Here is a 13,418-nt window from a genome sequence, read left to right as displayed (position 1 = left end):
TTTCTGTTTCATTAGTTAATGCGGGAAAGGCAATTTTACAGGCTCGATCCAATATCCGAGTTGTACACAGCCGGTCATCTATAATGGTTACCAGCGCGTGACCTTTATGAGCAGGATTTGATATAGAATCCTGCAATTGGGAATTTCTCAAAAAAGAGAGCTATAATCACTTGCAATATGGATCGATTCTCCGTATGTGACCCCCTGTCGGCGACGCCAGAGCGTCACGCAGCCGACACAAAGGTACGCGGTCGTAGCTCAGTTGGTTAGAGCGCAGGATTGTGGCTCCTGAGGTCGTTGGTTCAACTCCAACCGACCGTACCATTGCCCCTCATACATTTGTTGCGAGTTTGAGCCAGCGCTGAAGCGCTCGCTCACCAGTCTTTGGCAAACTCAATGAAACCAATCGATTAGCGGCAAAGCGATGCAAGGCATCTCGCACTGATTGGAACAAAAGCCCTATCCTTCCATTAGGTCTATAGCGGCACGTTTCATGCCGCTGAAACGAACAGGAGGATTTGATCCATGAAACAGGTCAACCCGACTGAAGCAAGACAAGGCCGTGAAGGTAAGCCCGTTCTCATAGTGTTGCTGGTCAGTATCGCGGCGGCGCTCGTCGTGTGGGTACTGGTAGAGATCTACGGCGCTGTTATTTCTCCCGACGAGAACACCCCCAATGGCGAGAATTCCTTGCCGCCTGCCACGACAGAAACGGTTCCACCAGCATCGGCAAAATGACTGTAGGTCATCGCTGTTGTTAGCTTTTGGCCGTAGCGGAACCAAACCCCACCATGCCCGTTATCGGGCATGGAACAATTCTGGGCTGAATTTACGCACGACAATGTAATCAGTTTGCCGGTGGTTCTGGCGCGAATGCTGCTAGCAACGCTGCTTGGTTCCATCATCGGTCTGGAGCGGGAATGGCGGAGGCGTCCCGCCGGGCTGAAGACCCACATGCTGGTCTGTCTCGCCTCGGCTACCTTTACAATTGTCTCGCTGGAACTGGTCAATGTGCCGGTATTTAATGATCAGAATATCCGGATGGACCCCTCGCGGCTCGTTGAAGCGATCACAAGCGGCGTCGCGTTCCTGGCGGCGGGGTTTATTATTTTCGCACGCGGTAAAATAACCGGCATTACGACCGGTGCTGGTATGTGGCTTGCGGCATCCGTCGGCCTCGCCAGTGGCCTCGGCCTCTGGCATATCGCGATCATGGCGACGTTCATCGCCGTAACGGTTCTGATCGTGGTGGGCAGGATGGAAAACTCGGTTGGCCCTGACAACAGCAAAGTCAACGACAAGATCGAGGGCAAAGCCTCCTGAGCCGTTGTCGGGGCAACGATTTGTCCTGATGACGGCTTAGGCTTCGGCAAGCGCCTCGGCGATGCTGTCCTTCAAGGTGAGGCGCTGTTTGCGCAGGTTTGTTTCTTCTTCCTGGCTCACGGGCGCAATCTTCGTTTCGGCCCGGTGAATGCGGTCATTGATGGAATCATACTCTTCCAGAATGCGAGCAAAATGCGCATCCTTTGCTTTCAGGGCATGAATGGCATCGAGCTGGCCGGGAAACTCTTCTCCAAGCGTATGGGGGGTATTCGACATTCTGTGGCTCCTTCCTTTGGTTGAAATGAGCTTCGCAAGCCAGCGAGCAGGCGGCATTGATCGCAATCAAGACGGGCTGAAAGGAGCATGTCAAAACTGCATGGCTGGCATGCAAATGCCGATCTTCTAAGGAGCCAAGGCCATCACCATCTCATGGGTGCGGACCAACGAAGTGTCCGTGATGGAGAGAAAAATGTTTACCCGCTTCAATAATCGTTTCGGTCGTGCATTCGCGCAATTCGGTAGCGCCGTTCGTGCTTCTGCTGCTGTGCGCGCTGGTCAGAAGCCAACTGCCCAGGACCTTGAGACGCTTGGCATCGACGTTGACCAGTTCCGTCGTATTCAGGGTTGAGCAGTTAAGTAAGCGTATGTGTATCTGAGTAAAAAAGCCCCGCTTTTGCGGGGCTTTTTTTTGTTTAATCCTCATCCGTCGCCATCTGGCTCAGCAATTCACCCTTGCCGCGCTGGCGCATGATCATGGGGACGACGACTGCGGCAATCGCCAGTGCGATCAGCACAATCGATACCCAGGAATGCACCAGAGCCATCGGGTTGCCCTGGCTGATCTGCAGTGCCTGACGCAAGCTTTTCTCGGCCATTGGTCCGAGGATCAGGCCAACGACGACTGGCGCGATGGGGTATGAGAAGCGCCGCAGCACATAGCCGAGGACACCGAACGCCAGAAGCAGCCCAAGCTCGAATGAGACCGGCAGGCCGAACAGCATCGAGGTTGAGGCATTCGCGCCAATGGTTCCAAGCGTGGCGAAAACCAGAATGCCCGCATAAAGCCAGTGACGCGGGATGGTGAGCATCTTCACCCACAAGCCGATCAGCGGCAGGTTGAGAACCAGCAACATCAGATTGGCTACGAGAAGGCTCGCCACCAGACCCCAGACCAGCGTGGCATTGGTCACGAACAGGAGAGGGCCGGGTTGCAGGCCGAACTGCTGGAAACCCGCCAACATGATTGCTGCGGTTGCCGTGGTTGGCAGCCCAAGCGTCAGAAGTGGCACGAGTGTTCCGGCAGCGGAAGCATTGTTGGCCGCCTCCGGTCCCGCAACACCTTCAATGGCGCCTTTGCCGAATTCCTCGGGATGTTTCGAGAACTGCCGTTCCGCCGAATAGGAAAGGAAGCTCGACACATCGGCGCCGCCTGCTGGCATGGCTCCGATCGGAAAGCCTATGGCGGTGCCGCGCAACCACGGCATCCATGAGCGCTTCCAGTCATTCTTCGTCATCCAGACGGAACCCTTGACGGCGATGACTTCATCTTCCGGTCTGAGCTTCTTCGACACGACCGCCAGCGTTTCGCCGATGGCGAACAGCGCGACCGCCAGTGTCGTGACATTGATGCCATCGAGCAGGTTCGGCGTTCCCATGACAAGGCGTGCCTGACCGGTCAACTGATCAATGCCGACGAGGCCGAGCGCCAGACCGATGAACAGGGATGTCAGGCCGCGCAGTGTGGAATCGCCAAATGCGGCCGAGACCGTCATGAAAGCCAGAAGCATGAGCGCGAAATATTCGGAAGGCCCGAAGGACAAGGCGAATTTCACGACCCAGGGCGCAACGAAGGCAAGTGCCAGCGTTGCGATCAGGCCCGCAATGAAGGAGCCGATAGCTGCTGTTGCAAGCGCCGGCCCGCCCCGTCCGGCGCGGGCCATTTTGTTGCCTTCAAGCGCGGTGACGATGGAGGCGCTTTCTCCCGGCGTATTCAGCAGGATCGACGTGGTCGAGCCGCCATACATGCCGCCGTAATAGATGCCCGCGAACATGATGAGGGAGCCGGACGGGTCCAGCTTGTAGGTAACGGGCAGAAGGAGCGCTACGGTGAGCGCCGGGCCGATGCCGGGGAGCACGCCAACGGCTGTGCCGAGCGTGACGCCGATCAGCGCATAAAGAAGATTCGATGGTTCAAGCGCCACCAGAAGTCCGTTGGCGAGAAGTGCGACAGTATCCATGAAAGCGCTCCGTCTCTAAACGAATTGTTCGAGCCAGCCGGACGGCAGCGATAGCTGCAGGCCGCGCGCAAAGATGAACCAGATCACGAAGGCGAAGACGATGCCGACGGGAACGCTGATCCAGAATTTGCGATAGCCGAAGCCGCGCGCGGTTGCTGCGAAAAGCAGGCCGGTGGACAGGGAAAAGCCGACAGTCTTCATCGTCAGCATCTGGATGGCCAGACCGCCGATGATCCATGCCATAGGGGCCATTTCCTGATGCTCACGCTCGGGAAAGTCGCCGCGAAGCGCTTCGAACACGGTCCAGACGGCAAGGCCGAACAATCCGGCTGCGACGACATAGGGAACGGTTTTTGGGCCAACCGGTGAGTAGCTCGTCACGTCGTTGCCGTAGGTCGTCGACCAGGCAATGGCAATGGCGACGGCTGCAAGAACGAGTGCGATGACAAGAGCGGCGAAATCTGGCGCCGCCCCTTCCGGGCGGCGCTTTTCCTGCTGGTCTGATCCTGTCATTTGACGAGGCCGATTTCCTTGAGGATGGTTTCAGTCGCGGCGACGTCCTTGGCAAGCTGCTCCTTGAACGCTGGACCGGCAAGATAGGTGTCCGCCCAGCCTTTATCCTTAAGCGCCTTCTGCCAGGATTCCGACTTCGCCATTTTCTCGATATCGGCATTGATGGCAGCTTCCTGTTCGGCAGTGATGCCGGGAGCTGCACCCACCATACGCCAGTTCTGGATCGAAACATCCACGCCGCCTTCCTTGAAGGTCGGTGCGTCGATGCCTTCCACGCGCTCGTCACTCGAAATGCCGATGATGCGCAGCGTACCAGCCTTGATCTGGGCTTCGAATTCGCCGTAGCCGGAAATGCCAACGGTCACCTGATTGCCGAGAATGGCCGCCAATGCTTCGCCGCCGCCGGAAAAGGCAATGTAGTTGACCTTGGTCGGGTCGACGCCTGCTGCCTTGGCAAAGAGGCCCGCGGTGATGTGATCGGTGCCGCCAGCGGAACCGCCGCCCCAGGAAACAGAGCCAGGATCGGCTTTCAGCTTTGCTGCAAGATCGCCAAGATTCTGGATGTCGGAAGCAGCGGGTACGACGATAGCTTCATATTCGCCGGTAAGACGAGCGATTGGCGTGATGGCATCAAGTGTCACCGGTGATTTGTTGGTCAGGATAGCGCCGACCATGACATAGCCGCCAACGATGAGCTGGCTTGGATCGCCCTTGTTCTGGTTCACGAACTGCGCGAGACCGATGGTGCCGCCTGCGCCCGGAACGTTGATGACCTGCACGCTGCCGGAAATCTTTTCGTCCTGAAGCGCGCTCTGCATCGTGCGCGCCGTCTGGTCCCAGCCGCCGCCCGGAGCGGCAGGCGCCAGCACTTTGTAGTCTTCCGCTGAAGCAGAACCCGCCATAGCCAACGCCGCTACCGACGTCAGGGCCAGAATAAATCTACGCATATGTCCTCCCAAATGGAATGTATGCCGCCCTCCGGCGGACCTCCCCAAGTCCCGCTCCTCTAGCGGGAGCAGACTACATGGAGATTAGCGAAAACAAATTCAATAGGCCAGCACATGCGACAATAGTTTGGCCGTAATTTACGTAACGGGCTTTCGAATCGCTTGAAAATAGTATGCCGAAATAGCGGGTGAGATGCGCTTGACGGCGACGATACGCCGACGTAATAGTGTAACGACGGTTCCCCGACCGAGAGCGAAGGGGATTAATAGGGAACACGGTGAGGACGACCCGAAAAGGGGCCAAGACCGTGGCTGCCCCCGCAACTGTAAGCGGATTGCCGTTCATCCTCGTGACGTTCAAAGCGTCATGCCACTGTGCCGGAGAAGCGCGGGAAGGCAGATGAACAGCAGATATTCGTGAGCCAGGAGACCTGCCGTCTAGTGTTGTCCATTGTCACGGGCGGGGATGCCCGGAGCAGGAGCTGGTTATGACAGATTTCCGCGTCGTAGGACGCATTCTTCCATCGTCATCGCATGATTTCGACGTGTCTCCGGATATGCCTGTCCGTCTTCTGCGCCGGATTCTTTCCGCTGCCTGACAGGGCGTCTTTCTCTCATCATTTCGGGGACTTTCATGAATATTCTCGGCAAGATGCCGTTTCGCGCCGCCTTTTGCGCGGCCGCATTTTTTTTCGCAGGCGGGGTGGCCGCACAGGCAGCGGAAACGCAATATCCGCTGACGCTGAAAAATTGCGGTCGTGACGTTACCTTCAAACAGGTACCCACCCGCGCGGTTGCGGTTGGTCAGAGCAGCACAGAAATTCTTTACAGCCTTGGCCTCGGCGACAGGGTTGTCGGCACAGCGGTCTGGTTTGGCCCTGTTCTCAAGGGCTTTGAGGAGGTGAACGCCAAGGTAAAGCGGCTTGCCGATAATGATCCCAGCTTTGAAAGTGTTCTGGCGCAGAAGCCGGATATCGTGACGGCAGATTTCCAGTGGCATGTCGGCCCGACAGGCATCGTGGCAAAGCCTGAGCAGTTCGAGGAACTGGGTATTCCGGCTTACACATCGCCATCCGATTGCGTTGGCAAAGACAATTCCGGCGGTGGCGACGGCGTTCGCACGGCAGCCTTCAAGATGGATATCGTCTATCAGGAAATTACCGAACTGGCGGAAATCTTCAATGTGCAGGAGCGTGGCGAGAGACTCGTCGCTGACTTGAAGGCGCGAGAAGCGGCTGCACGCGAGAAGGTCGGGTCTGCTGGCGGCAAGCTGTCCGCCGTCGTCTGGTTCTCCAGCACGCAGGTGGATGCCGATCCCTATGTCGCGGGCAAGTTCGGTGCGCCCGCTTATATTCTTTCGGCACTCGGCATCAAGAATGTGATCGACAGTGAGGAGGAATGGCCGACGGTCGGATGGGAAACGATTGCGAAATCGAACCCTTCGATGATCGTTGCTGCAAAACTGGATCGCCGTCGCTATCCGGCTGACGACATTGCCGTCAAGCACCAGTTTCTGGACAATGATGCGGTCACGAAGCTGATGCCTGCGGTCAAGGGCAAGCATGTCTTCGACATGGATGCGCAGTCGATGAGCACGTCGCTTCGCGTGATCGAAGGCATCGAAACGCTTGCCGCTGACATTGCCGCCTCGGACCTGAACAAGTGACGGCGCGGGCAGCGACAACGGGCTTCAAACAGAAGGGAAGGGCACGCTCCGGCGTGTTCTTTCTGGCCTTTTCGCTTGTCCTGTTGCTTTTTGCCCTTTGGCTTGGAGCTGCGATAGGCGAAACGGCGATACCGCTCGATGTGGTTGCGAAGACCGTGGCCAACCGGGTGTGGAATGCCGGATATCCGCTTGAACCCATCGATGAAGGGATCGTCTGGAGTTATCGCCTCAGCCGTGCTTTCATCGCGGCATGTTGCGGCGCGTCGCTTGCAATATCCGGCGTCATTCTGCAGTCGCTGCTTCGAAACTCGCTCGCTGATCCTTATATTCTGGGCATCTCCGCCGGTGCCTCGACAGGGGCTGTCAGCGTCGCCATCCTTGGCATCGGTGCTGGCGTGCTGACGTTATCGCTCGGTGCGTTCATTGGCGCTATCGTTGCTTTCTGTCTCGTGTCCTTGCTGGCACTGCGGGCGGGGCGCGGCAGCAGCGCGATCATCCTCGCAGGCATTGCCGGTTCACAGCTTTTCAATGCCTTGACTTCGTTCATCGTCACCAAGGCTGCAAATGCCGAGCAGGCACGCGGCATCATGTTTTGGCTTTTGGGCAATCTTTCCGGCGTGCGCTGGCCGGACGTCACGCTCGCTTTGCCAGCTTGCCTGATCGGTCTTGCCATCTGCCTATGGCATGCGCGTGCGCTTGATGCTTTCACCTTCGGAACGGAATCCGCCGCTTCGCTCGGCATACCGGTACGTCGCGTCTATGCGGTGCTGATCGGTGTCAGCGCCATGATGACGGCGGTTATGGTTTCCATCGTCGGGTCAGTCGGTTTTATCGGGCTTGTCATTCCCCATGCGGCGCGAATGGTGGTCGGGGTCCGTCATGGCAGGTTGTTGCCAGCGGCAGCACTGATTGGAGCAATCTTCATGATCGTCGCCGACATCCTGTCGCGCATCATCATTCCGGGGCAGGTTTTGCCGATCGGTGTCATCACGGCTTTGTTCGGTGCGCCGGCCTTCGCCTTGTTGCTGGGACAAAGGAGGGCTTCGTCATGATCCTCTCGGCGCGCAATGTCGGCTGGTCGGCGGGCAATGTCGAAATTCTGCGGAATGTTTCGCTGGAGGTGAGGGAGGGCGAGTTTCTCGGCATCATCGGTCCGAACGGATCGGGCAAAACGAGTTTTCTGTCTTTGCTTTCCGGTGTCCGTCGATGCCGTGTGGGTGAAGTCAGCCTGTGCGGAGCGCCTATCGACAGTTTCAGCCGTCGCGAGATTGCACGGCAACTGGCGCTGGTCGAGCAACAGGCAGGAACGACGGAGCGCATTACGGCGCGTCAGGCCGTAGAGCTTGGGCGGACGCCCTATCTCGGCGCGCTGTCGCCGTGGTCGGCGGAAGATGATGCAATCGTTGGCCAGGCGTTGGTCAACGTTGATATGGTCCATCTTGCCGACCGCTATTGGCACACGCTCTCTGGAGGCGAGCGGCAGCGTCTGCATATAGCGCGCGCCCTGGCGCAGGAACCGCGGATACTGCTTCTGGACGAGCCGACCAATCATCTCGATATTGGGCATCAGATCGGGTTGCTCGATCTTGTCAGTCGCCAGAAGCTCACGGTCGTGGCTGCCTTGCATGACTTGAACCATGCCGCGATGTTCTGCGACCGTATCGCGGTGATGGATAAGGGCAATCTCGTTGCGCTCGGTACGCCGCGCGATGTCTTGCGAGCGGAGCGCATCGCCGAAGTCTTTGGCGTAGAAGTCGACGTGGAATATCACGGTATCGATGGCTGCCATATTCGTTATCGTGCACCGAGCCACCGTTCATTGGAACTTAGGCACTCCGCCTGACTGGGATGTGTAATCGGCCCGCCGCAAGTCATTGTTACGGTTGATGCAGATATTCTAATCAACGGGAAATAAATAGGATTATGAAGTAGGTATTGCTAATATAATTTCTTGGGTTATTCGGTTAACATCATGAAAGATTGTAGTTTTTACTGGTTTTCCTCACAGTAATTTTACCTCTTTTGTTGACAATCTGTTTCCATTGCGTTGACGATTGGATTATACAGGTTCTGCACATCAGGACATGTACCCATATGCAAGGCGTCGGCCTTACTTATCGGGCGCATGGCTGAAGGACAGAAGAGATCAGTCTTTGATTTGTTCCGTCATTCACTGTCCGGATATGTGGGTCGCTTCGATTTTCGGTCGGAGAGGCCCGTTTTGAATGAAGAAAGATTATTGGCATGCCCGTTTTACGGCGGTTGTTAAATCAACGGAGCATGTGGCGAATTTAGTTTCTCAATGAATTAATATACTTAATTATAGAGAGCGGCGGCTTTTCGTTTTGGAAAGCCGCCGCTATTTTTTAAGGGTATTGCGCGCCGGTCACGGTGAGATAGACCGCATATAGCGATTTCGTGGCCGTGATGAACAGGCGATTGCGGCGGGGGCCGCCGAAGGTCACATTGGCGACCGTTTGTGGCGTCTTGATCTTGCCGAGGAGCATGCCTTCCGGCGAGAAGCAGTGCACGCCATCGCCTGCGCTGGTCCACAGATTGCCATCCGTATCGAAGCGGAAGCCGTCCGGCAGGCCGTTGTCAATGGTGCAGAACACACTGCCGCCCGACAGGCGCTTGCCGCCATCCACAACGTCAAAGACACGGATGTGGCGCGGTGCGTTCTGGTCGTGGCTATAGGCGCTGTCGGCGACATAGAGCCTGGTTTCGTCTGGCGAAAAGGCAAGCCCGTTCGGCTGGTGGAAATCCGTAACAACGGCATCGATATCACCGGTCTTCGGGTCGAGGCGATAGACATTGCGCGACGGCTGTTCCGGGTCGGCCTTGTAGCCTTCATAATCCGCCAGAATGCCGTAGGTCGGATCGGTGAACCACACCGTTCCATCAGAGCGCACGATGACGTCGTTCGGCGCATTCAGCTTTTTGCCCTGATAGCTGTCGGCCAGCACGGTGATGCTGCCATCCGCTTCCGTGCGGGTGACGCGACGGCCGCCATGCTCGCAGGTGATGAGGCGTCCTTCGCGGTCACGCGTATTGCCGTTGGAAAAATTGGACGGGTTGCGGAATACCGAAACACCGCCGCCAACCTCGCCGTCCGGTACCCAGCGCAGGATGCGCTGGTTCGGGATATCGCTCCACAGAAGGCAGTTCAGATCATTGAACCAGACCGGGCCTTCCGCCCAGCGGCAGCCGCTATAAAGTTCGTCCAGATCGGCGCTCGGCACGATCATCTGCTTGAAACGTTCGTCGTGGATTTCGTAGATCGAAACAGTCTGAGACAAGGGAGATACTCCAAGAGAATTTAGCGCTCTGCCCGTCGGCCACTGGCGAGGAAGATCACCGCGATAATGGTGAGGCCAGTCAGTACAAGGCGAACACCGGCGCCGAAGCCGTAGGTGTTGAGCATTGAAACGATGAGGAACATGAAGAGGGCGGCACCCCAGATGCCGGGGATGTTGGAATCGCCGCCCGCGACCGCCGTTCCGCCGATGATGACGACGGCAATCGACATCAGGAGATATTCCGTGCCCATGTTCAGCGCTGCACCGCCCGAAAAGCAGGCAAGCAGGAAGCCGCAGAGCGAAGCCAGCACGCCGCAGAGCAGATAGGTGATGAAGCGGGTGCCATCGACCGGAACGCCCGCCATGCGAGCGGCGAAAGGATTCTGGCCGATTGCCGAAATCCAGCGTCCATAGATGCTCTTTTTCAAAAGCACCCAGCCGATGACCGACAGGATTAGTGCAACGATCGCGACATTAGGAATGCCGAGCGTGGAGGCGGTGGTGAATTGCGAAAGGCTTTCCGGCGGTTTTACGCGTAGGCCGCGATTGCTCCAGATGGCGGTGGACTGGATCAGGAAGCTCATCGACAAGGTGGCGATGATGGGCGGAATGCGCAGGAGCTTGATCAGCGCGTAATTGCAGATGCCGATGGCGATACCGATCAGGATGGCGACGGCGAGGCCCGCCAGCACCATGCCGTCCTGCGTATCCATGAGCTTCAGCGCCAGTGTGGCGGCGAGCGTCATGTTGGCGGGCACCGACAGGTCGATATTACCGGGTCCGAGCGTAATGACGAACATCTGTCCCAGCCCGACGATCACCGAAAAGGACGCGAAGGTGAAGGCTGCATGGGAAAGCCCGTGTGCGCCTGCGCCACCGGTGAAGAGGATGGTGATGATCCATACCGCTGCGGTCGCGATAAACGACCATATCCACGGACGGCTGGTAAGGACAGCGAGACCGCTCATTGCTTTTTCTCCCTCTTTTCGAGGCGATTAAGGAAGAGGCGCAAAGCCAGCACCACGATGAGAATGCCGCCTTGCGCACCGATCTGCCAGTCCGGCGAAATGCGCATGAAGGAGAGGAAGGACCCGGCAAGGGTCAGCGTCAGGGCACCGATGACGGCACCGATGGGCGATACACGTCCGCCGACAAACTCACCACCGCCGAGAATAACGCCTGCGATGGACAGAAGCGTATAACGTAACGCGATATTGGCATCTGCCGATGTGGTGAGACCGACCAGTGCAATCCCGGCCAACACCGCGAAGAAGGCGGCCAGCGCATAGGTCGCAGCGCGGATGGCAGTGACCGACCAGCCTGCGCGCTCGATGGAGCGGGTATTGCCGCCCGCGCCGCGCATCAGCACGCCGAAGGTCGAGCGCATCACGATGAAATGCGTGACGATGGCAATCACGATGCTGGCGATGATCGCCATCGGGATCAAAGGCGGCTTGGCTGTCATGATCCAGCGCGCCCAGTCCGGCGCCTGCCCACCGGGCGAGGGCAACAGCAACACGGCTAAACCGCCCCAGACGAAGCTCATGCCCAGTGTCACAACGATGGAAGGCAGATTGCGCAGGTGAATGATCGCGCCGAGCGCCGCATAAGCGGCAATTGCGGCTGCGAGGATCAGCACACCGATGAGGGGAGCCGTGTTGAGGTAGGTCGCCGCAACGCAGACGACAAAGCTCACAAAGGTTCCCATCGAAAGGTCGAGATCGTTGACGGCCATGATCAGCATCTGGGCGATGGTCGCCAGAGCGATAGGCACTGCCAGATTGAACAGCAGGTTCAGCCCCGTATAGCTCATGGCGCGCGGCTGCATGTAGAAGACGGCGGCAAGCAGCAGGACCAGCGAGAATACCGGCGTCAGCAGGCGGATGGAGGAAGAGGAAAGGCGCATTATTCGTGACCTCCCTCAAAGGATGCTGCAAGCACGTTCTTTTCCGTAATGTCTTCGCCGGTCAGTTCCGCAACGATAGCGCCGTCACGGAAAACATAGACGCGGTCACATAGTTCGATTTCATCCATTTCGGTGGAGTACCAGACGAAGGTGCGTCCGTTTTCGGCCTCATGGCGCAGAATTTCATAGACTTCCTGCTTGGTGCCGACATCGACGCCGCGCATCGGATCGTCCATCAAGATCGCATTGGCGCTGGTCGCCAGGGCGCGGGCGAAAAGTACCTTCTGCTGGTTGCCGCCCGAAAGCGACAGGATGCGGTTGCCCATATCCGGGGTGCGAATCTGGATGCGGTCTTTCCACTGGCCGCCAAGCGTGTCTTCTCGCTTCTGGTCAACGAGCTTTGCAGACGACAGCCGGTCCAGCGAGCCGATGGTAAGATTGTGCAGAATGCTCCATAGCGGGAAGGTGCCATTGAGGCTGCGGTCGCCCGCCACGAAGGCGATTTCGCATGTGCGGGCCGGAACCCAGTTTGGCCGCCGCGCATAGTAAAGATCAAGCAGCATCCTGGTCTGCCCGTGTCCAGCCAGACCGGCGAGACCGATGACTTCGCCCTTGAATGCCTGAAACGGTTTGATATCGCTGGCGCGCTTGGCGAAGGACAAGACGGGCGTGCCGCTCGCATCGGTCTTTGCAACGCGGCGCGCAGCCTTTTCGCGCTCGACGCTGCCCATGGCTTCCACGAGACTGCGATTGGTAAAGTCGCTGGCGGCACGGTTGGCGACGACCTTGCCGTCCTTCATCACGACGATGCGGTCCGAGGTCGTAAGAATTTCGCCCAACATATGCGAAATCAGGATAACGGCGCCGCCGGTACCGACGAAACGGCGCACATAGGCCATGAGCTGCGCGGCGATGCCTGCATCAAGCGATGAGGTTGGTTCATCGAGAATAACCAGTTTCGGCGCGGTGCCGGGCGCGGTAAAGTTGATGGCGATTTCCACCATCTGGCGCTCGGCGATGGAAAGTTCGTCGATGGTGGCGGCGCAGTCGATCTTGTGGCCGGGAAAAATCTCGTCGAGCTTTTTGGAAATCAGTTCGACGGCCTTGCCGCGCCAGCTCGCGCCCGTCAGGTCGCGCTGCATGATGCGCACATTTTCGGCAATGGTGAGGTTTGGAAACAGCGACAATTCCTGAAACACGCAGCGCACGCCGTGCTTGCGCGCTATCGCCACGCCATGTCCCGGCTGGCCGTGATAGGAAAGGCTGCCCTCATGCGGGGAAAGCCCGCCATTGATGACATTGACGATGGTGGATTTGCCTGCGCCATTGTGGCCGACCAGACCCACGCATTCGCCTTCGCGGATCACGAGTTCGGCGCCATCCAGTGCTTTTACTGCACCGAACTGCACGCGAATATTGCGCGCGGCGACGACCTCCTGTTTCTCTGCTGTTTCTGTCATACGCTCAACTGATTGCTGGAAATGTGGAAGAACAAACGATGGAAAAGGGCGGGAGCGAAGCCCGCCC

The 13,418-nt window shown here is 57.9% G+C and carries 14 protein-coding genes, 1 tRNA gene and 1 riboswitch; of the genes, 7 read left to right on the top strand and 8 right to left on the bottom strand.

Annotated features, from left to right (window positions below; genetic code table 11):
* The first annotated feature begins 247 nt into the window (after window positions 1-247).
* The 3 genes from ACYSN1_RS11055 (at window position 248) to ACYSN1_RS11045 (ending at window position 1,323) form a co-directional block, all read left to right on the top strand.
* Window positions 248-324: transfer RNA gene (locus tag ACYSN1_RS11055), tRNA-His, on the top strand.
* A 201-nt stretch (window positions 325-525) separates the two neighbouring features.
* Window positions 526-738: a hypothetical protein gene (locus tag ACYSN1_RS11050; RefSeq protein WP_109986365.1), complete on the top strand. Its 213-nt coding sequence runs from the start codon at window positions 526-528 to the stop codon at window positions 736-738.
* Between the two features lie 69 nt (window positions 739-807).
* Window positions 808-1,323 carry an MgtC/SapB family protein gene (locus ACYSN1_RS11045; RefSeq protein WP_461725704.1) on the top strand — a complete coding sequence of 172 codons (516 nt, stop codon included), beginning with the start codon at window positions 808-810 and terminating at the stop codon, window positions 1,321-1,323.
* A gap of 36 nt (window positions 1,324-1,359) precedes the next feature.
* Here the strand turns inward: ACYSN1_RS11045 and ACYSN1_RS11040 are convergent, their stop codons facing one another.
* Entirely contained in the window at window positions 1,360-1,599 is a 240-nt protein-coding gene (locus tag ACYSN1_RS11040) for a YdcH family protein (protein WP_461725703.1), read from the bottom strand.
* Between the two features lie 193 nt (window positions 1,600-1,792).
* Here ACYSN1_RS11040 and ACYSN1_RS11035 point away from each other — a divergent pair, with 193 nt between their 5' ends.
* Window positions 1,793-1,951, top strand: coding sequence for a hypothetical protein (locus ACYSN1_RS11035; RefSeq protein WP_100229493.1), 159 nt, complete (start codon window positions 1,793-1,795; stop codon window positions 1,949-1,951).
* A 64-nt stretch (window positions 1,952-2,015) separates the two neighbouring features.
* Here ACYSN1_RS11035 and ACYSN1_RS11030 read toward each other — a convergent pair whose 3' ends face one another.
* Genes ACYSN1_RS11030 through ACYSN1_RS11020 form a run of 3 tightly spaced genes read right to left on the bottom strand, consistent with a single transcriptional unit; the run spans window position 2,016 to window position 5,020 of the window.
* Window positions 2,016-3,560 carry a tripartite tricarboxylate transporter permease gene (locus ACYSN1_RS11030; protein WP_461725702.1) on the bottom strand — a complete coding sequence of 515 codons (1,545 nt, stop codon included), beginning with the start codon at window positions 3,558-3,560 and terminating at the stop codon, window positions 2,016-2,018.
* A gap of 15 nt (window positions 3,561-3,575) precedes the next feature.
* A complete protein-coding gene (locus ACYSN1_RS11025) occupies window positions 3,576-4,073 on the bottom strand; it encodes a tripartite tricarboxylate transporter TctB family protein (protein WP_461725701.1) in 498 nt (165 codons plus the stop codon).
* Entirely contained in the window at window positions 4,070-5,020 is a 951-nt protein-coding gene (locus ACYSN1_RS11020; protein WP_461725700.1) for a Bug family tripartite tricarboxylate transporter substrate binding protein, read from the bottom strand. The genes ACYSN1_RS11025 and ACYSN1_RS11020 overlap by 4 nt, the downstream gene beginning before the upstream one ends.
* 219 nt (window positions 5,021-5,239) lie before the next feature.
* A riboswitch (cobalamin riboswitch) is annotated at window positions 5,240-5,473 on the top strand.
* Between the two features lie 181 nt (window positions 5,474-5,654).
* Between ACYSN1_RS11020 and ACYSN1_RS11015 the strand changes: the two genes are divergently transcribed.
* The 3 genes from ACYSN1_RS11015 to ACYSN1_RS11005 are packed head-to-tail and all read left to right on the top strand — an operon-like array spanning window position 5,655 to window position 8,529.
* Complete coding sequence (locus ACYSN1_RS11015; protein ID WP_461725699.1) at window positions 5,655-6,686, top strand: ABC transporter substrate-binding protein; 1,032 nt, start codon at window positions 5,655-5,657, stop codon at window positions 6,684-6,686.
* A complete protein-coding gene (locus tag ACYSN1_RS11010; RefSeq protein WP_461725698.1) occupies window positions 6,683-7,738 on the top strand; it encodes a FecCD family ABC transporter permease in 1,056 nt (351 codons plus the stop codon). The genes ACYSN1_RS11015 and ACYSN1_RS11010 overlap by 4 nt, the downstream gene beginning before the upstream one ends.
* Entirely contained in the window at window positions 7,735-8,529 is a 795-nt protein-coding gene (locus tag ACYSN1_RS11005) for an ABC transporter ATP-binding protein (RefSeq protein ID WP_461725697.1), read from the top strand. The genes ACYSN1_RS11010 and ACYSN1_RS11005 overlap by 4 nt, the downstream gene beginning before the upstream one ends.
* Before the next feature lie 523 nt (window positions 8,530-9,052).
* Here ACYSN1_RS11005 and ACYSN1_RS11000 read toward each other — a convergent pair.
* From ACYSN1_RS11000 to ACYSN1_RS10985, 4 genes are all read right to left on the bottom strand, one after another.
* A complete protein-coding gene (locus ACYSN1_RS11000) occupies window positions 9,053-9,934 on the bottom strand; it encodes an SMP-30/gluconolactonase/LRE family protein (protein ID WP_461725878.1) in 882 nt (293 codons plus the stop codon).
* Window positions 9,935-10,005: 71 nt separating this feature from the next.
* Window positions 10,006-10,953 (bottom strand): ABC transporter permease, encoded by a 948-nt coding sequence (locus tag ACYSN1_RS10995; protein ID WP_461725696.1) that lies wholly within the window; start codon window positions 10,951-10,953, stop codon window positions 10,006-10,008.
* Window positions 10,950-11,891 carry an ABC transporter permease gene (locus ACYSN1_RS10990; RefSeq protein WP_461725695.1) on the bottom strand — a complete coding sequence of 314 codons (942 nt, stop codon included), beginning with the start codon at window positions 11,889-11,891 and terminating at the stop codon, window positions 10,950-10,952. Before ACYSN1_RS10990 ends, ACYSN1_RS10995 begins: the two co-directional genes overlap by 4 nt.
* Window positions 11,891-13,351: a sugar ABC transporter ATP-binding protein gene (locus tag ACYSN1_RS10985; protein WP_461725694.1), complete on the bottom strand. Its 1,461-nt coding sequence runs from the start codon at window positions 13,349-13,351 to the stop codon at window positions 11,891-11,893. Before ACYSN1_RS10985 ends, ACYSN1_RS10990 begins: the two co-directional genes overlap by 1 nt.
* Window positions 13,352-13,418: the final 67 nt, after the last annotated feature.

The organism is Brucella sp. LJL56 (assembly GCF_054871705.1).
The sequence above is the reverse complement of the archived record's forward strand: the minus strand, read 5'-3'. Positions and strand labels throughout refer to the sequence as shown.